Genomic DNA, 19,442 nt, shown 5'->3' on the forward strand with positions numbered 1-19,442 from the left:
CCTCGACGGGGCCGGGCCCGGGCATTGCCGCTAAACTGGGAGACGCAATGGCAGAAGAGAACCGGACCCCGTCGACCACTCCAGCGAACACGGATCCAGGACGGCCGCCTCGGCGCGGGAAGAACGGACGTGGGCGTTCGCAGCAGCGACGCAGAACCACGGCAGCGCACCATCAGCAGCGCCGGGCCCGGCTCAAGAACGCCCGCGCTGCCCATCCGGTCACCGTCACCTACCCCGAGGATCTGCCGGTCACTTCGGCAAAGGACGAGATCGCCGAGGCGATCCGGGACAACCAGGTCGTCATCATCGCCGGTGAGACGGGATCGGGAAAGACCACCCAGCTGCCGAAGATCTGCCTCGACCTCGGCCTCGGGGTCGACGGACTCATCGGCCACACCCAGCCGCGGCGCATCGCCGCACGGACCGTGGCCGAGCGCATCGCCGACGAACTCGACGAAGAGCTCGGCAGCACCATCGGCTACCAGGTGCGATTCACTGCTCAGGTCGCCGACTCCACCCGGGTGAAGGTGATGACCGACGGCATTCTGCTGTCCGAACTCTCGCGCGACAAACTGCTGCGAGATTATGAAGTCATCATCATCGACGAGGCACACGAACGCAGCCTCAACATCGACTTCCTCCTCGGCTACCTCAAGGAGGTGCTCGACCGACGTCCCGACCTCAAGGTCATCATCACCTCGGCGACGATCGACCCCGAATCGTTCTCCGCTCACTTCGATGACGCTCCGATCATCTCCGTCGAAGGCCGCACCTTCCCCGTCGAGGTCCGGTACCGGCCTCTCGGGGACGATCCTGCCGATGACGATGTCGACGGTCCCGGCGAATCCGGGAACTACGAGACCGGTGTCGAGGAGCAGACCGACGGAATCATCGCCGCCGTCGACGAACTCGCGGCCGAGGCACCCGGTGACATCCTCGTCTTCCTCTCCGGCGAACGGGAGATCCGCGACACCGCCGATGCCCTGACCGACCACCTGCGCAGACGTCCGCGGATGAGCAATTGGGAGGTCGTGCCGCTGTTCGCCCGACTCTCGGCGGGGGAGCAGCAGAAGGTCTTCCAACCCCATTCACGACCCCGCATCGTCCTGGCCACGAACGTCGCCGAGACCTCGCTGACGGTGCCCGGAATCAAATACGTCATCGACGTCGGCACCGCCCGCATCTCCCGCTACTCCAATCGCACCCGGGTGCAGCGACTGCCGATCGAGCGGATCTCCCAAGCAAGTGCGAACCAGCGCAAGGGCCGCTCGGGGCGCACCAGTGATGGCATCTGCATCCGCCTGTACTCGGAAGACGACTTCGAGTCACGTCCCGAATTCACCGATCCGGAGATCCTGCGCACGAACCTCGCCAGCGTCATCCTGCAGATGGCCTCACTGGGATTCGCCGCAAGCGATCAGGAGATCCTCGACTTCCCGTTCCTCACCCCGCCAGAGGCGAGAGCCGTCCGTGACGGACGGACGATGCTCACCGAACTCGGGGCGCTGACCAGCGACTCGGCAGGGAAGATCCACGTCACCGAGATCGGTCGCAAGCTCACCGTGCTGCCGATCGACCCCCGCCTGGCTCGGATGGTCATCGCCGGGGCAGAGGCCGGCTGCGGGGGAGAGGTCACGGTCATCGTCGCCGCGCTGTCTATCCAGGACCCCCGGGAACGTCCGGCGGAGGTCCGAGCCGCCGCCGATGAGAAGCACGCCCGATTCACCCACCGAGGCAGTGACTTCCTGTCGTACCTCAATCTGTGGAACTACCTGCAGAGTCTGCAGGCGGACATGGGATCCTCGAAGTTCCGCCGCCGCTGCAAGGACGAGTTCCTCAACTTCGTGCGCATCCGCGAATGGCAGGACCTCGTCGGTCAGCTGCGCTCCCTGCTCGGCTCCGCCGGCATTCGCATCGAGAAATCCGTTTGGCAGCCGGGCGACGACGCCGACACGGCCGGATGCGCTCTCGACGGCGAGGGCGGCAAGACGAATGCAGCGGGGCCTGGTGACGGTTCCGACCGTGGTCAGGGCGGTCGCAGCGGTCGTGGCCGTGAGGGCCAGGGTGCTCGTGACGCTCAGAGGGCTCAACCCGGTCGTGACGCCGGGAACGCTCAGGGTGGACGCGGTGCCAACGGCAAGATCGGATTCGCCGAGCTCAGTGCCGCGAAGCGCAGTGCGAAGAAGCAGGGGGTGACCGGACCGGCGGGAGGCACCGGGAAACAGGTGGCCGCAGCCAAACTCGACCCGCATGCCGCCGCCATCCACCGGTCTCTGCTCACCGGATTACTGACGATGATCGGTTCACGCTCGGAGCGGCACAAGGACTATCAGGGAGCCCGCGGCACACGCTTCGCGATCTTCCCCGGCTCCGGACTCTTCAAGGTCAACCCCGACTTCGTCATGGCCGCCGAGCTTGTCGAGACTTCCCGCCTGTGGGCACGCACCGTGGCCGCGATCGACCCGGACTGGGTCGTCGAAGCCGCCGGTGATCTGGTCACCCGCCAGCATTCGGATCCGCACTGGTCGACGAAGGCCGGCGCGTCGATGGTCTACGAGAAGATCTCCCTCTACGGGGTCACACTTGTCAGCCACCGCCGCGTCGGCTATGGGCAGATCGACGCAGAAGCCGCACGCGACGCCTTCATCCGCAAGGGCCTCATCGAAGGCGACTGGCACGAGCGCTTCGGCTTCCTTGACCACAATGCTGCCGTCATCGAGGAGGCAGAGGAACTGGCCTCGCGGACGAGGAACCGTCGCGTGCTCGACCAGGACGATGCCCTGTACGAATTCTTCGATGAGCGGATTCCGGAGGGGATCACCTCGGCGGCGGATTTCCGGGGGTGGTGGAAGAAGCAGAAGCGACGGGATGTGCACCTGCTCGACCTCACCACCTCGGTGCTGCTCAGCGACGACAGCGAGGAACTGACCGCCTCGGTGGCCTCGGATTTCCCGATGGAATGGGAACTGACCGACGGCACCCGGGCGAAGCTGCGCTACTCGTTCGACCCTGGAAGCACCGAGGACGGGGTGACAGTGGAGATCCCCGCCGAGGCGGTGCCCACGGTCGACGCGGACGAATTCAGCTGGCAGGTCCCCGGGCTGCGCGAAGAACTCGTCGCCGCCCTAATCCGATCACTGCCGAAGAGCAAGCGCCGCTACTTCGTTCCCGCTCCCGACGTCGCTCGCGAGATCCTGCCGGCGCTCGCCCCGTATCAGGGAAGTCTGCCGAACGTGCTCGCCGCGTATCTGAGCGAACGCGCCGGCGGGGGAGGGCTGAACGACCTCGTGCCGATCACGGTCACCGCCGATGACTTCGACAGGTCACGGATTCCTGCCCACCTGCGGCTGACCTTCCGGGTCGTCGACGGGAAGAAGACCGTCGGTCTCGGCGAGGACCTCGCTGCGCTGACGACGAAAGCCAAACCGCAGGTGCGCAAGGCCCGGCAGAAGCAGAGCGCGTTCACCCCGAAGACCGGGTTGACGGACTGGTCGTTCGGCGAACTGGCCGATCCCGATCAGGCCCCGGCCGGTGTCGTTCCAGGGCTGGCAGACCGGTCGACGTCGGTCGACCTCGTCGCCTTCGACACCGCAGCGCAGGCACGACTGGCCACGCGGGAAGCGATCATCACCCTGCTGGCACAGCACACCGGTGAAGCACTGAAATACCTGCAGGATGGTCTGACGACTCAGGAGAAGCTCGTCCTCGCCGGCCATCAGAAGACTGCCGACGAACTGCTCGTCGGGCTGATTCGGGTCGGGATCCGCGGGCTCGTCGCCGACCGGTTGGGGCCGGCCGAAACGTCGTGGGTGTCCACCGCCGAGGAGTTCGCACGACTGCGCAAGCACATCGACGCCGAGCTGCCGCTGACGTGTTCGGCACTGCTGCCGGTCCTGATGAAAGCGCTGACGACGGCGACCGAGCTCGACAAGCTCGTGTCGAAGGCCTCCTCGTTGGCGATCCTGGCCAACCTCGCCGATGTGCAGGCGTGGAGCGCCTCCCGGATGAGTACCGCCGCCATTGCGGCGATGACTCCGCAGATGCTGCGCGAACTGCCGCGGTGGGTGCGAGCCGAAGTGGTGCGCATCGGCGGGATGCAGGACTCACCGATCCGGGACAAGCAGCTCATGGACCGGGTCACCGGCTGCAGCAGCGACGTGGTCAAGAGGATCGGCAACCGATTCCCGGCGCTGGCGAAGGCCGAGTGGTCGCACCTGATCGCGTCGCTGCCTGTCGAATGGGTGGAGGTCGTTGTGATGCTCGAAGAGCTGCGAGTGTCACTGTTCGCGAACTCGTTGGGCACGGCACATCCGGTGTCGGAGAAGCGCATCGCGAAGGCCCTCGCTCAGCTCTGACTCGAGCATCCCTCACCGGCAACGCCACAACGCCTCGTTGCAGTCACGAAGAGTGACCGACGCGCGAGTACCTGTAGGAGAAGCCACGGGCGGGTGGTTCTACCGCGACGGGTAGGGACTGCGAGTCCGGGGCTCGCGAAAGCTGGAAGTCTGGATGGGCGGGTCTCAGCCGAGGCTGGCCCGACGGCGAAGGTCAGACGTCGGCGAAGAAGCCGCTGAAGAGCCACCACAGCGGCAGAGCTCCGGCGGCAAGAAGGGTGGCGACACTCCACCAGATGCGCCACTTCCACGTGCGACGGCGAGTGCCGATGAAGAGGAACGCGAGATAGAGGATGAGGCAGAAGGCCCCCGACAGGCTGAGCAGCACCATCCCGGCCGCCTCGGTGCCGGAGGTGCCGAGATCGAAGAGGTACTTCGTCGTCTGCGCTATCTGCCAGGAGAACCAGATCGCCGCGCACAGCAGCGGGACACCCAGGACTCCCGCGACGATGAGCGGCAAGGCTTTGAGCCAGCGTTCCTGCGGCTCCGAACGGCCGGCGTATTCGACGAATTCCTCAGACATCGCACCCCAGCATATGGGCCGATTCCGACAGGACGCTGGATGCAACGCCCACAGGCCACCCCGCACATACGGTTCCGGCCGCCGGACGCCCGCCGCAAGCTGGCCCCACACTGTGACTGAACGGACACGCCGGACGAGCGCGAAGAACGATAGGATATTGCGGTGACTTCTGGCCAGTATTCCGTTAAGGACATCCGACACGAGGCGTCCCGCCGCCGCACGTTCGCTGTCATCTCCCACCCCGACGCGGGCAAATCGACGACCACCGAGGCGCTCGCCCTCCACGCTCGCGCCATCGGCCAGGCCGGAGCCACCCACGGCAAGGCCGGTCGCCGCGCCACCGTCTCCGACTGGATGCAGATGGAGCAGGACCGTGGAATCTCGATCTCCTCCGCCGCTCTGCAGTTCGAGTACCGCGACGCGGTGTTCAACCTCGTCGACACCCCCGGCCACGCCGACTTCTCCGAGGACACCTACCGGGTGCTCTCCGCCGTCGACTGCGCCGTCATGCTCATCGATGCCGCCAAAGGCCTCGAGGCGCAGACGATGAAGCTCTTCGAGGTCTGTGCTCACCGCAACATCCCGATCATCACGGTCGTCAACAAATGGGACCGTCCAGGCCTCGACGCGCTCGAACTCATGGACGAGGTCCAGCAGCGCACCGGCCTCCTGCCCACCCCGATCACCTGGCCCGTCGGACAGTCCGGAGACTTCCGCGGAGTCCTCGACCGCACCAGCGGCGAGTACACGAAATACACCCGCACCGACGGAGGCGCCACGATCGCCGGTGAGGACACCTACACGTCCGAGGCGGCCGCCGACCTCGAAGGCGATGCCTGGACGACCGCTGTCGATGAGTCCGATCTGCTGGAGATGGAAGACCAGAACCACGACCAGGAGGCTTTCCTCGCCGGCAAGTCGACCCCGGTGATGTTCGCCTCGGCCGTGCTCAACTTCGGCATCCACAAACTCCTCGACCTCCTCGTCGACCTCGCCCCGCCCGCCGAGGCCCGCCTGGACAAGGACGACCAGCCCCGCCCCGTCGACGATCCCTTCTCCGGATTCGTCTTCAAGGTGCAGGCCGGAATGGACTCCCACCACCGCGACCGACTCGCCTACATCCGAGTCTGCTCGGGGGTCTTCGAACGCGGAGCCGTGCTCACCCACGCCAGCACCGGCAAACCCTTCGCCACGAAATACGCTCAGCAGGTCTTCGGTCGCGACCGCGATGTCGTCGACGAAGCGTTCCCGGGAGATGTCGTCGGATTGGTCAACGCCTCCGCCCTGCGCGTAGGGGACTCCCTCTACCTCGACAAGAAGGTCGAGTTCCCCGGCATCCCGACGTTCTCACCCGAACACTTCATGGTCATCCGCGCCAAGGACTCCTCGAAGTACAAACAGTTCCGACGCGGCATCGAACAGCTCGACCACGAAGGCGTCATCCAGGTGCTGCGCTCGGACCTGCGCGGTGATCAGGCACCCGTGCTCGGCGCCGTCGGACCCATGCAGTTCGAAGTCGCCGAAGACCGGATGACCAACGAATTCAACGCTCCCTGCACCCTGGAGCGTCTCAACTTCTCCCTCGCCCGACGCACCACCCCCGAATGCGTGCCGACCCTGGCACGGGAACGCTCGGTCGAGGTCCTCCACCGTTCCGACGGAGAGCTGCTGGCGCTGTTCTCCGACCGGTGGCGGCTGCAGGGCGTGCAGAAGAACCACCCCGACCTGGTTCTCGAACCTCTGGTCGTCAGCTGAGACGAGCACTGCCGCGTTCGAAGGCCGGAGTCCGGCATTTTGACGCGGACATTATTATGGATAGTTGGGGCCGAAGCGAAGCCCCGAAGGGCTGACCGCCCGCGTGGGACATTCCCGCCGCTCGGTGAAACCCAAACAGACAAAGGAGAATTGTGGGAACGAAATCGATTCGAGTCGCGATTGCCGGACTGGGCAACTGCGCCTCGTCCCTGATCCAAGGCGTGGAGTACTACCGGAACGCGTCGCCCGGGACGAAGGTTCCCGGCCTCATGCACGTGGAATTCGGGGACTATCACGTCGGTGACATCGATTTCGTTGCCGCCTTCGACGTCGACGGCAAGAAGGTCGGCGTCGACATCGCCGAGGCGATCACTGCCAGCGAGAACAACACCATCAAGCTCGCCGACGTGGAGCCGACCGGCATCGAGGTCCTGCGCGGACCCACCCTCGACGGACTCGGCGAGTACTACCGCGACACGATCGTCGAATCCGACCGCGAGGCCGTCGACGTGGTCAAGGCCCTCAAGGACGCCGAGGCGGATGTCCTCGTGTGCTATCTGCCCGTCGGTTCGCAGAAGGCCGTCGAGTTCTATGCTCAGGCCGCGATCGACGCGAAGGTCGCCTTCGTCAACGCCCTGCCCGTGTTCATCGCTGGCACCAAGGAATGGGACGAGAAGTTCCGTGCCGCCGGTGTTCCGATCGTCGGCGATGACATCAAGTCCCAGATCGGTGCCACCATCACCCACCGTGTGATGGCGAAGCTGTTCGAAGACCGCGGCGTCGTCCTCGACCGGACCTACCAGCTCAACGTCGGCGGCAACATGGACTTCAAGAACATGCTCGAGCGTCAGCGCCTTGAGTCGAAGAAGATCTCGAAGACCCAGGCCGTGACCTCGAATACCTCCGCCCAGCTGTCCGACCGCGACGTCCACATCGGACCCAGCGACTACGTCGAATGGCTCGACGACCGCAAGTGGGCCTTCGTCCGCCTCGAAGGCCGCAACTTCGGCGACGCTCCCGTGTCCCTGGAGTACAAGCTCGAGGTGTGGGACTCACCGAACTCCGCCGGCGTCATCATCGACGCCGTCCGTGCGGCGAAGATCGGCCTCGACCGCGGAATCGGCGGAGCCCTGATCTCCGCCTCCTCGTACTTCATGAAGTCGCCCCCGGAGCAGCAGGACGACGACGCCGCCCACGAGGCCGTCGAAGCGTTCATCCGCGGCGACCTCGAACGCTGATATCGCCGAGGCGGCCCACCCTGATCTGAGGTGCTGAGTCGCCTGCCGGCTGAGAGGGCGCCGATCGCAGAATCTGCGGTCGGCGCCCTCGGCTATTCACCTGCGGCGGTGAGAACGGAACCGCAGGGCCACCTCGGCGAGGAAAGGGTGCTCACGGCATCCGGAATATGAGATTCCCGTGACACAACGCCGATTGTCCATGAGACTTGCTCCTTGAGGTGATCGCTCTCACATGGGCGAATACCTGCTCAACGCATTCGCCAGCGCCACCCCGACCGAGGAGACCTGATGTCGAGCACCACACCTGCGACCGCAGAGAAGAGGAATGACGGTTCCGAGCTGAGCTGGCTCATGCGCGTCCTCGTCATCATCGAAAAGGCCGGCAATAAACTGCCGCACCCGTTCTGGCTGTTCCTGTCGCTGGCCGTCATCATCATGATCCTCTCGGCGATCTTCGCCTCCACCGGTCTCAACGCCGTCAACCCGGCCACGGACGAGAAGGTGACGGTGACGAACCTCTTCTCCACCGAATCGCTGCGTGAGATCGTCGCGGGAGCCACGAACAACTTCGTCACCTTCCCACCGCTGGGACTCGTCCTCATCGTGCTCATCGGCGTAGCCGTGGCCGAACAGTCCGGACTCATCCCGGCGATGCTGCGCGGATCCATCGCCGGGGCCTCGCCGAAGTGGATCACGTTCATCGTCGCCCTGGCCGGAACCGCCTCGTCGATCGCCTCCGACGCCTCCTACATGATCATGATTCCCCTCGGCGGACTAGCGTTCAAAGCCGTCGGCCGCAATCCGCTGCTCGGCTGCCTCGTCGCCTACGCGGCGACCTCGGGAGGCTATTCGGCAGCACCCATGGTCAATTCGCTCGACACGATCCTCGGCGGTCTCTCGACCTCGGCCGCGCAGATCATCGACGCCGACTACACCGTCAGCCCGGTCGCGAACTTCTACTTCAACTTCGTCTCCATGTTCGTCGTCGCCGCCGCGGTGACCCTGGTGACCGAGCTGGTCCTGTCCAAGCGCGCCGACCAGATCGAACTCGACGAGGAGACCGACGACGATCCGGACAACTTCGACGTCAAGATGGCGCTCGACGCGAATGAGAAGCGCGGAATCGGCATCGCCGTCATCTCGATCATCGTCTGCGCCGCGGTGCTGTTCGCTCTCGCCTGGCCCGCCGGATCGTTCCTCCGCGACGAGGCCGGAGGCTTCGGCCCCGAATCCGGTCTGATGGCAGGAATCGCCGCGATCATCGGCTTCGGCTTCTTCATCGTCGGCATCGTCTACGGCTACGCCACCGGGTCGATCAAGCGCACCGCTGACATCCCGGAGATGATGGGCAAGGGACTGCTGCCGTTTGTGCCGGTCATCGTGCTGTTCTTCGCTGCCAGCCAGTTCCTCGCGCTGTTCAAGATGTCCAACCTCGGCGAGATCTTGGCGATCAAGGGCGCCGAGGTGTTCGGAGCCCTCAACACCGGCCCCTTCGTCATCCTCCTCGGCGGATGGCTGCTCGTGGCGCTCGGCGCGCTGTTCCTCACCTCCGGTTCGGGACTGTGGACGCTCATGGCCCCGGTGCTCGTGCCGATGTTCATGCTCCTGTCGATCTCCCCGGAGACCACCCAGGCCCTCTACCGCATCGGTGATTCGACGACGAACATCATCTCCCCGATGAGCCCGTACTTCGTCGTGGTCCTCGGGTTCGTGCAGCGGTACAAGAAGGACGCAGGCATCGGCACGGTGCTCTCATTCACGATCCCACTGTCGTTCGCTATGTTCGTCTTCTGGGGACTCCTGTTCTTCATCTGGTGGGCCACCGGCATCCCGTGGGGACCGGGCGCGGCCACTCATTACCAGATGGGCTGAACTGTCACTGCCCGATGGGCTGAACCGGGAATTATCCGCTCGAATCAGGTGTTGTCCACCACAGCATCACGATAGTGCAACGTCGGACCGTGCTGGCCGGGATCCTCAGTTCTCGTCCAGACCGTCCGGTTAGACTGTGACCGTGAAAGATCATCTGCGCAGCCTCCCGGCTGTGCACATTCTGCTCAGATCGAAAGGATCTCGACCGTGAGTAACCCCATGATGAACCGGGCTATCAATCAGGGAGCCCAGGCCGGACGCAATCAGCCGGTCATGTCCGATCAGGAGCTCAACAACCTGTTCAATCAGCCTGCCGCGCAGAACCGCAACGCAGGCCCCCAGGTCGCCGACCGTGCGATGACGTATGACGATGTGATGATGAAGACCGGTGTGCTCTTCGCCATCCTCCTCGCCGGTGGCGTCGTCGGCTGGCTCGTTCCGATGTTGGCTCTGCCTGCTGCGCTCATCGCGCTCGTCCTCGGACTCGTCAACGCCTTCAAGAAGGAACCGAGCAAGGCGCTCATCATCGGCTATGCCGCATTCGAGGGCGTCTTCCTCGGCGGCATCTCCGGCATGTTCGAATCCATGTACCCCGGCATCGTCGTCCAGGCCGTGCTCGCCACGCTCAGCGTCTTCGGCGTCATGCTCGCCCTGTTCAAGTTCAAGGGTGTGCGCTACGGCTCGAAGATGATGAAGTTCATGATGATCGCCGTCGGCGGCTACGCGGTCTTCTCGATCATCAACTTCTTCTTCGCCATGTTCACCGGCTCCGGCGGTGCCCGCAGCATCGAGGTCTTCGGCATCCCTCTGGGAATCATCATCGGCATCGTCGCCACCGTGCTCGCCGCGATGACCCTGATCATGGACTTCCAGATGATCGAAGAGGGCGTCAAGCACCAGATCCCGGAGAAGTACTCCTGGATGTGCGCCTTCTCGCTCATGGTCACCCTCGTGTGGCTCTACATCGAGATCCTGCGCCTCATCTCCTACTTCAGAGACTGAGAGACGTGACCGCCCCACGCCAGTGGGCCGCGGCCGAACGCTGAACGAAGGGCGGATCCCCAAGGTGGGGGTCCGCCCTTCGTCGTTCCCGCCGGGGCAAGGCGGCCGGACCCCGCCGAGGTGGCAGGGCCCCCTCCGAGGCGGCCGTTCCCGCAGGAAACGCCCGTCGTTCAAGGCGGCGCGCAGTTATCGGCAGGTACGCCGTGCGAAATTCGCGCGCGCCCTTGAACGACGGGAAATCAGGCGATCAGCGTTCTCCCCATTGCTTGTGATCACTTTCCTGCCTATCGTCTGAGATACCGACGAGAAGCGTCGGCGGACCGTCTTCATCGATGAAGCGCGGACCAATGACCTCATGGCCTGAGAGGACGATTCGATGACGAATCCGATGCGCGGTGTGTTCGCCGTTCCGACGACCCCCTACTCCGACGACGGAGACCAGAACCTCGACGCCCTGGGCGGTCGCGTCGAGGAGGTGCTCGCCTCAGGAGTGACCGGGCTTCTCGGCCTCGGCGCCACGGGGGAGGCGCTGGCACTCAGCGCCGCTGAGCGGGAAGCGCAGATCAAGACCATCGTCTCCGCCGTCGACGGTCGGGCGCACGTGGTCATCGGCTGTATGGCCTACACTCCCGCGCAGATGTCGGCCCAGATCTCGGATGCCGCCGGCTGGGGCGCCGATGCCGTCATGGTCACTCCTCCCTTCTACGGCGGACTCGAACCAGACGCCGTCATCGCCGCCTTGCACCCGGTGCTGACCGCGTCCGAACTGCCGGTCATGGTCTACAACAATCCCCACTCCACCGGCACCGATCTGCTCCCGGACCACCTCGCCGCGCTCCAGCACACCGGCCGACTCTGGAGCGTCAAAGAGACCTCCGGCGAAGCCACACGGATCCGGGAGCTGCGCGACCGCCTCGGCGAGGACACCGAGATCTTCGTCGGGGCCGACGGAATCGCCCTCGAGGGCTTCGCCCAGGGCGCCAGCGGCTGGGTGGCGGCCTCGGCGTGGCTGCTGCCCGATCACTGCCAGAGACTGTGGGAGCTGGCCGACAGCGGTGATTGGGCCTGCGCCGTCGACCTATGGAGAAGCCTCGGGCATGCCCTCGGACTCATCGAGGGCGACTCCGCCTTCATCTCACTCATCAAACAGGCGCTCAGCCATTCCGGACGAGAACAGGGACCCGTGCGCCCACCCCTGCCGACCGCCGGTCCCGCCTCATTGGCGTCGCTGCTCGACGCGATCGCCGAACTGGAGAGGAAACACGCAGCATGAGCACTACGACTTCAACTGACAGCACCCTCGTCGACCGCGGTCGAACCGCGCTTCGGGCCATCATCGACGGCAATTTCGGACAGTGGATCGGCGGCCGCGCCGTCACCGGCACCGGCGACGAGATCGGTCTCATCTCACCGAGCGACGGAACAGTGATCGGAAGCCTGTCCGCAGCCAGCGTTCAGCAGCTCGATGACACCGTCGCCACAGCGCGCACCGCCTTCGACGAGGCCGACTGGGCAGGAGACGCGAAGCTGCGGGCGCGGGTGCTGCGTCGCCTCGCCGACCTCGTCGAAGCCGATGCCGCAGAGATCGCCTACCTCGACGGCATCGAAGCCGGAAAGGTCGCCCTCGGCAGCGTCGAGGAAGACGTCCCCGATGTCGCCGCGAACCTCAGACTGAGCGCCGACCTCATCTCGCGCGACGACGGACGCTACCTCCAGAATCCTGACGGTTGGGGCTGGGTGACGAAGGTGCCCAGCGGGGTCGTCGGAGCGATCCTGCCGTGGAACTATCCCGTGGCCATGCTCGGCTGGAAGATCGCCCCGGCGCTGGCCGCCGGGAATGCGATGGTCGTCAAGACCTCTGAGGAATCGACGCTCAGCGCCCTCCACCTCGCCAGGCTCGCCACCGAGGCAGGGGTGCCCGACGGCATTCTCAACGTCCTCACCGGCACCGGCTCAGCGATCGGCGCCGCGATGGGTCTGCACAACGAGATCGACGTGCTCACCTTCACCGGTTCGGGACCCGTCGGCAGGTCCTTCCTCGAGTCCTCGGCCCGTTCGAACCTCAAGAAGGTGTCCCTCGAACTCGGCGGACGGGCCGGTTATATCGTCGACTCCGCACACGCCACGGATTTCGAGGCGATCGCCGCCGACATCGCCGGTGCGTCCTTCGGCACCAGCGGCCAGAACTGCACCGCCGCCTCTCGGGTGATCTACGTCGGCGACGATGACGAGAGGTTCGCCGAGTTCCGCACCGCACTCATCACCGCGACCGAGGCACTCACCGTCGGCGATCCGTTCGACGCCGATGCGGACGTCGGCCCGGTGATCAATGCTCGCGCCCGCGATCGCATCACCGCCTGGGTCGACGAAGCCGTGGAGAAGGGAGCGCGGATCCTCAACACCCGTGCCGACGTCCCCGACACCGGCACCTGGTACCCGCCGACCGTCATCGAAGGCGTGCCCGATGACAGCGAACTCGGTCGCGGCGAGATCTTCGGCCCCGTGACCCAGCTGCTGCGACGCACCAGCCGCGACGACGCTGTGGACCTCATCAACGGCGAATCCTATGGGCTGGCGTCGAGCGTGTGGTGCGAGGACATCGCCCGAGTGCGGTGGTGGGCGAGCCGGATCCGCGTGGGCACCCTCGCGATCAACGGCTACAGCGAAGGCACCGAAGCCACCCCGTTCGGCGGACTGCGACAGTCCGGATTCTGGGGCCGCGACAACGGCCCGGAAGCCCTGGACACCTATCAGGAGACCATGACCGTCTGGGTGGCCGACACCTGATCATCGTCTGAGGTTCCGCCGCTGTTCCCATCGACGAGGACTATCATGTGTCCATGACCACGGCAGCGGCGGAACTCGAGACCGAGGTGCGCCGTCTGCGCATCCGGATCATCTCCCTGACCACTGCCCAACTCGACGAGGCGGCCCTACCGGCACCGAGCAGACGTGCAGTCATCCGTGAGGCCCTGGCCGAGTTCTCATGGATCGGCTCCGAGGCCCGGCCGGTCCCCGAACTCGGAGATCAGACTCTCGCCGACCAGGTCGTCGTGCTCCTCGAACACGGACTGCGTTCTGCTCAGGCACTGCCCGAACCCGATCGCGAGAACCGCACCAGCGACCTCACCGAGGCGGCCGTGCGCCTGCGTCGAAACCTGGCCTGAGCATGGGGGAGAAGGAGGGCATGGTGGGGAGCACGCAGCGCACGTGGCCCTCTGTGCTCGCCGGGGTCGTTGCGACACTCATCTATTTCGGCACGGCCGAACTCATCGCCCGCAGCCTGGACGTGGCGTCGGCTCCTGCTCTGCTCATCGGCCAGGCACTCATCCCGCTGATGCCGACCGTGCTCATCAAGTCCGCGATCGCGGTCTTCGGCACTCACGACAAATTCGCCCTCGTCATCACCATCGTGGCAGGAGGGGCGGGGTGCGGTGCGATCATCGGGTGGATCGGCGCTCGCCGGCGCGGTCTGGCGCTCGTCCTGCTCATCGGTTTCGGCCTGCTGCCTGCCGTCGTCGGCTTCAGCTCCGGTGCCGGGCTTGTGGCCACCCTGCCGAGTCTCGGCGGAATCGCCGCCGGGGCCGCAGCCTTCCTCGTCCTCCTCCACCTCGCGACTGTCCCGGCTCGCACCGGTGGAGGCACTGAGGCTCGCTCCGACACCGAGGACGCCGGAGCCGACACGCAGCATCGAACTCCGGCCAGGCCGGGTCGACGGGCCTTCTTCGGGCTGGCCGCGGGACTGAGCGCGGTCGGCATCGCCGCCGTCGCGGCCGGGCAGTCCGCGGCCACACTGGCCCGCAGTGCGGCAGGAACGGTGACGAAGCTCGTCCTCCCGCGACCGGCCGCCTCGGCGCCGGAGATTCCCACCGGAGCGGAACTCGACGTGCCCGGACTGACCCCGCTGGTCACGGAGACCCAGGATTTCTACCGCATCGACACAGCGCTCTTCCCGCCGTCGATCGACGCGGGAACGTGGATGCTGCGCGTCCACGGCATGGTCGAGCACGAGTTCACGATCACGATGGCCGAACTTCTCGACCTCCCGCTCCAGGAGCACTATGTGACCCTGGCGTGCGTCTCGAACGAGGTCGGCGGCGACCTGGTGGGCAACGCGAAATGGCTGGGCTATCCGATCCGGGACCTGCTGGCACGGGCGAAACCGCACTCCGGCGCGGACATGGTGATCTCCGGATCCGATGACGGATTCACCGCCTCCACCCCACTCGAAGTGCTCACCGACGATCGCGCGGCCCTGCTGGCCGTGGCCATGAACGGTCATGCTCTTCCCCGCGACCACGGATACCCGGCACGCCTGGTCGTCCCCGGACTCTACGGGTACGTCTCGGCCACGAAATGGGTGACCGACCTCGAAGTCACCCGGTTCGCGGACAAAGAGGCGTATTGGACGACACGCGGCTGGGCCACGCACGGACCCGTGCTGGTGGCCTCGCGCATCGACGTGCCCCGCCCCGGGGCCACTGTCACGCCCACGAGCGGCGACCGGGTCGTCACCGCAGGCATGGCCTGGGCGCAGCACACAGGTATCGAGAAGGTGCAGGTGCGCATCGACAACGGCGACTGGGCGGAAGCGGAACTCAACGAGGAACTCACCGCCGACACCTGGCGCCAGTGGCGGTGCGAGCACACGGGACTGAGCACCGGCACGCATACGGTCAGCGTGCGCGCGGTCGATCAGGACGGAAACGTGCAGACCTCGGAACGCCGGCCCGCTATTCCGGGTGCCGCGACGGGACTCCACGAGCGCCAGTTCACCGTCGAGTGAGGCCGCGCTGCGGAACGGACCTGCGCATCGGACCGACAGGTCGGTGAGACAGTCGTACCCCGCATTCCCACCATGCGAACTCGGCGCGGCAGTCTCAGGCTTCTCGCGATAACTTGTAATCTCACTCACATCATCTGTATTCCCGCATCACAACGAGGTGGTCAACGTGTTCGGTCTTCCGACGGCGACGGTCGTCATCATCGTCGGCATCCCCGCGATCTGGGTGATCTACACCCTCGTCTTCGTCTTCCTCTCCCGTGGTTGGAAGGCCGAGGACGTGGCTGAGGATCAGGCCCTGGCGAGAACCGCGAACGGAGCGGACGGACGAGACGGCGGGGCCGCCTCGGCGAATGGAAACGGGGGAGCGGCATGAACATCGAGACCTGGTTCCTCGTCATCTACTTCATCGCCATGGCCGGGATCGGCGTGTGGACGCTCAAGATCGGTTCGAAGGGCAGCGAGGGATATCTGCTCGGCGGTCGCAGCCTGGGCGCTGCGGTCACGGCTCTGCGCCTGCAGTCGTCGTCGATGTCGGGGTACATGTTCCTCGGTGCGGGATCGCTGGCGTACACGAAGGGATACTTCTCTCTGTGGTACGCGATGGGCGACATCGGCGGCGGTGTCCTCAACCTCTCCATTCTGGGCAGGCGGATGCGCAAGCTCTCCCAGATCCTCGGGTCGCTCACCTCGATCGAATACCTCGAACATCGGTATCCGTCGAAGTGGATCCGCGCGATCGCCGCACCGGTCGCCCTGTTCTGCATCTTCTTCTACGTGATGAGTCAGTTCATCGCCGGCGGGCGCGGACTCGAGATGGTCACCGGCATTCCCTACGCGTGGGCGCTGCTCATCGCCGTCGGCGTCATCGTCTTCTACACCTTCCTCGGCGGCTACCTCGCCGTGGCCTACACCGACTTCGTGCAGGCGATCGTCATGCTCATCGGCATGGTGTGGATCCTCATCGGATGTCTGCAGGCCGTGGGTGGGTGGACTGCCGGCAACGAGGCGGTCGGACAGATCAACCCGAATCTGCTGACCATGTGGGGACCGGACGGGATCGAATCCGTCCAATGGGGAGTCATCGTCGGCGCCGTCCTCGTCTTCTCCATCGGGTACATGGGCTGGCCGCATGTCAACGTCAGCCATATGGCGATGAAGCGGCCCTCGGTGGCCAGGCGCGCCAGCCTCTACGCCACCGGCTTCAATCTGCTGTTCATCCCCGCTCCCTACATCGTCGGCATCATGGCGCTCGTCCTGCTGCCGACTCTGGACAATCCGGAGCTCGCGGTCTTCGAAGTCGCAGACACTGTCCTGCCGAACTTCGCCGTGGGCATCGTCATGGCCGGAATCATGGCTGCGATCATGTCCACAGCCGACGCTCTGCTGCTGCAGTCGGGCACGATCGCCAGCCAGGATCTGTTCCAGCGCTTCTTCAAGAAGGACATGTCCGACCAGCAGTCCGTCTGGGTCTCCCGGTTCACCGTCCTCGTACTGGCGATCATCGGCTACTTCGTCGCCGTGAACGATCCGCCGGCCGTCGCCGAGGTGGTCATCTTCTCGACCACGGTGCTCGGTGCCGCGTTCGTCCCCGTCTACATCGCCGCCGCCTGGTGGAAGAAGGCGAATGTGCCCGGAGCCATCTGGTCGATGATCGCCGGCACCGTGTCGTCTGTCGTGTGGCAGCTGACGGGACTCGTCGACGTCACCGGTGTCGACCCGATGGGAGTCGGCATCGTGTGCTCGACGCTGGCACTCATCCTCGTCTCCCTGGCCACTCAGCGTTCGCATCCGGTGCCGGCCCACGTCCTCGAGGCGATGAAGGAGACCGACAAGATCGGCGCGATCCCAGCACACATGCTCACTGGTCAGAACGATTCCCTGGCCGGTCAGGTTCCGAAGGACGTCTGAGATGAGTGCCGAGATCGGAACCGGGCGCCCGGTCGGCCCGGATCTGCAGACTGAGGGTCCGGTGCGGATGGACCCGCACGTCACCGCCGCCGAGGCGCTCGCCGTCTTCCAGCGCAAACTCCCTGACGCGCTCGCCGAGGTCAAAGCGGTGCATCATCCGTTCTGGTGGGCCGCCCTCGATGTGCGCACCCGCGGACTCTTCCGTAGAAGCGCATCCGGGCCGGGGCAGCGGATGAATGTGCTCGTCAACGCCGTTTCGGGCAGGGGCATGATCGCCGACTTCACCCCTCGCGGCGACACGGCTGGATCAACGGAGTGGCCCCGTCTGATCGGCGAGCAGTCGGGACCGCTGCCGACCCGAGACGAGGCGGAGCGGACCGCGCGATCATTGGCACGTGCGAAGGTCGTCAAGACGGTGAAGCTCGGAATGGGCATCGAGATCACTCCTGCCAGCGGTCTGCGCGGAGTGCTCAAGCCCAACTGGATCGTCTCCGGAGGGAATGCGAGGCATGAGGCGACGATCCTCGTCGATGGTCTCGACGGGTCTCACTACATCGTGCGGGTGGACAAGGTCGGACGGAGTTGAGAGCTCGGCTGTCAGGTCTGCGGAGATGCTCAGCCCCAGTTCTTCGCGTCCGAGATGCAGAACGGATGACCGGCGGGATCGAGGAGCACGACCCAGGTCTCACCAGGCTGCGGTTCGGCTCGGGTGGCTCCGAGTTCGACGCAGCGATCGGCTGCCGCATGGATGTCGTCGGCGGCGAGGTCGAGGTGGAACTGCTTGTGTCCGTCGTCGGGCCAGCTCGGTCGCTGGTAGTCCGGGATCGTGCCGATGCCCAGTGCATGGCTGGGACCGGTGAGCATGGCATAGTTCTCGTCCGAATAGGCGATGGGCCACCCGAGGACTGAAGAGTAGAACTCCCCGAGAACGGCAGCGTTCGGGGCGTCGAGGGTGACCATCGCCAGTGTAGCGACGGGTGCTGTGGTGGAGTTGTCGGCGGTGGTCGAGGCGGTGTCGGTCTTCTGTGTTTCAGTCATGTCTGACATTCTTGTGCCATGGACGACGACGTCACTAGGAAAAATGCGTCACTGCCGCAGCACTTCTTCGGACGTGTGCTCAAGCCGGGGGAGATGCTCGAGCATGCGCGCTATTCGTCCGTTCGTGTCGTCGCCGAGCGCCTGCGCCCCTTCGTCAAACGCTATTGGGCCGTCGAGTGGGATCTGCCGGAGGGCGAGAGCTATCAGACGGCGACTTTGTCCGAACCGACCATCCATCTGACCTTCGAGTTCGGCGACAGCCGGCGGGCGCACGTGGACGGGCCTGGGGCATGGGTGACCGGTCCGGTCACCAAACGTCGCTTCGATGTGGGAATCTTCGGACGCGGCGGAGTCTTCGGCGTGAACTTTCAGCCGGGTGCGACACTGGCGTTCTCCGAGGAGAAGCCGGCGAGCATCCGTGATTCGACCGTCCCTGCCGAACTGTGGTTTCCGAGGTTGGATGACGACCTCGGACTCTCTGAGATGTTTGCTCAGTCGCAGAGAGCCGGGACGCCCGACTTCAGCGAATTGGCCGCTTCGGTGGAAAGCTGGCTGCTGTCCTGGCGGCCGCAGATGACCCCGTCGTTCGAACGGCTGAAACGGGTGCTCGACATCCTGTCCGACTCCGAAGTCGTGAGCCTGAAGGTCCTCGCGGAGAGAGCCGATATCGGTGAGCGTACACTGCAGCGGATGTTCAGCAGCTTCTGCGGAGTCGGGGTGAAGAAGGTCTTGGCCAGGGCACGGATCATCGACGCGGTCGCAGCGATCGACCGCGGGTGGGACGGAACTCTGGCCGACCTCGGCGCACACTTCGGATGGTTCGATCAATCGCATTTCAGCACGGATTTCGTTCGCGTCACCGGCTTCAGTCCGGCCGAGTACGCGCAGCGGAAGTCGGCGCGCATCAGCTGAAATTGAAAGTGGCC

15 protein-coding genes are annotated in these 19,442 nt (G+C 65.3%); 13 read left to right on the forward strand and 2 right to left on the reverse strand.

Annotation, left to right across the window (positions count from 1 at the left end; all coding sequences use genetic code 11):
- Positions 1–47: 47 nt before the first annotated feature.
- Positions 48–4,355 carry an ATP-dependent RNA helicase HrpA gene (gene hrpA / locus LJ362_RS05395; RefSeq protein ID WP_264801106.1) on the forward strand — a complete coding sequence of 1,436 codons (4,308 nt, stop codon included), beginning with the start codon at positions 48–50 and terminating at the stop codon, positions 4,353–4,355.
- A 193-nt stretch (positions 4,356–4,548) separates the two neighbouring features.
- On the opposite strand, the gene LJ362_RS05400 is transcribed toward hrpA, so the two are convergent.
- Entirely contained in the window at positions 4,549–4,917 is a 369-nt protein-coding gene (locus LJ362_RS05400; RefSeq protein ID WP_264801107.1) for a hypothetical protein, read from the reverse strand.
- 162 nt (positions 4,918–5,079) lie between these two features.
- Between LJ362_RS05400 and LJ362_RS05405 the strand changes: the two genes are divergently transcribed.
- The 11 genes from LJ362_RS05405 (at position 5,080) to LJ362_RS05455 (ending at position 18,064) form a co-directional block, all read left to right on the forward strand.
- Positions 5,080–6,672 (forward strand): peptide chain release factor 3, encoded by a 1,593-nt coding sequence (locus LJ362_RS05405; protein ID WP_264801108.1) that lies wholly within the window; start codon positions 5,080–5,082, stop codon positions 6,670–6,672.
- Between the two features lie 152 nt (positions 6,673–6,824).
- Positions 6,825–7,910, forward strand: coding sequence for an inositol-3-phosphate synthase (locus LJ362_RS05410; RefSeq protein WP_101545123.1), 1,086 nt, complete (start codon positions 6,825–6,827; stop codon positions 7,908–7,910).
- A gap of 288 nt (positions 7,911–8,198) precedes the next feature.
- Positions 8,199–9,782: an AbgT family transporter gene (locus LJ362_RS05415; protein ID WP_264801109.1), complete on the forward strand. Its 1,584-nt coding sequence runs from the start codon at positions 8,199–8,201 to the stop codon at positions 9,780–9,782.
- A 219-nt stretch (positions 9,783–10,001) separates the two neighbouring features.
- Positions 10,002–10,784 carry a Bax inhibitor-1/YccA family protein gene (locus LJ362_RS05420; RefSeq protein ID WP_264801777.1) on the forward strand — a complete coding sequence of 261 codons (783 nt, stop codon included), beginning with the start codon at positions 10,002–10,004 and terminating at the stop codon, positions 10,782–10,784.
- A gap of 376 nt (positions 10,785–11,160) precedes the next feature.
- The gene (locus LJ362_RS05425) at positions 11,161–12,057 is read left to right on the forward strand and encodes a dihydrodipicolinate synthase family protein (RefSeq protein ID WP_264801110.1); all 897 of its coding nucleotides are present in this window, start codon (positions 11,161–11,163) and stop codon (positions 12,055–12,057) included.
- Complete coding sequence (locus tag LJ362_RS05430; RefSeq protein ID WP_264801111.1) at positions 12,054–13,571, forward strand: aldehyde dehydrogenase family protein; 1,518 nt, start codon at positions 12,054–12,056, stop codon at positions 13,569–13,571. The genes LJ362_RS05425 and LJ362_RS05430 overlap by 4 nt, the downstream gene beginning before the upstream one ends.
- A gap of 53 nt (positions 13,572–13,624) precedes the next feature.
- On the forward strand, positions 13,625–13,951 hold the full coding sequence (locus tag LJ362_RS05435) for a hypothetical protein (RefSeq protein ID WP_264801112.1): 327 nt from the start codon (positions 13,625–13,627) through the stop codon (positions 13,949–13,951).
- A 20-nt stretch (positions 13,952–13,971) separates the two neighbouring features.
- Positions 13,972–15,570, forward strand: coding sequence for a molybdopterin-dependent oxidoreductase (locus LJ362_RS05440; protein WP_264801113.1), 1,599 nt, complete (start codon positions 13,972–13,974; stop codon positions 15,568–15,570).
- A gap of 166 nt (positions 15,571–15,736) precedes the next feature.
- Positions 15,737–15,943, forward strand: a complete 207-nt coding sequence (locus tag LJ362_RS05445) for a hypothetical protein (protein ID WP_145996186.1) — start codon at positions 15,737–15,739, stop codon at positions 15,941–15,943.
- Complete coding sequence (locus LJ362_RS05450) at positions 15,940–17,478, forward strand: sodium/proline symporter (protein WP_264801114.1); 1,539 nt, start codon at positions 15,940–15,942, stop codon at positions 17,476–17,478. The genes LJ362_RS05445 and LJ362_RS05450 overlap by 4 nt, the downstream gene beginning before the upstream one ends.
- 1 nt (position 17,479) lies before the next feature.
- Complete coding sequence (locus LJ362_RS05455; protein WP_264801115.1) at positions 17,480–18,064, forward strand: hypothetical protein; 585 nt, start codon at positions 17,480–17,482, stop codon at positions 18,062–18,064.
- Positions 18,065–18,093: 29 nt separating this feature from the next.
- On the opposite strand, the gene LJ362_RS05460 is transcribed toward LJ362_RS05455, so the two are convergent.
- Positions 18,094–18,516, reverse strand: a complete 423-nt coding sequence (locus LJ362_RS05460; protein ID WP_264801117.1) for a VOC family protein — start codon at positions 18,514–18,516, stop codon at positions 18,094–18,096.
- Positions 18,517–18,534: 18 nt separating this feature from the next.
- Between LJ362_RS05460 and LJ362_RS05465 the strand changes: the two genes are divergently transcribed.
- On the forward strand, positions 18,535–19,428 hold the full coding sequence (locus LJ362_RS05465; RefSeq protein ID WP_264801118.1) for a helix-turn-helix domain-containing protein: 894 nt from the start codon (positions 18,535–18,537) through the stop codon (positions 19,426–19,428).
- The last annotated feature ends 14 nt before the right edge of the window (positions 19,429–19,442 follow it).

It is taken from the genome of Brevibacterium sp. JSBI002 (assembly GCF_026013965.1).
Taxonomy (GTDB): domain Bacteria; phylum Actinomycetota; class Actinomycetes; order Actinomycetales; family Brevibacteriaceae; genus Brevibacterium.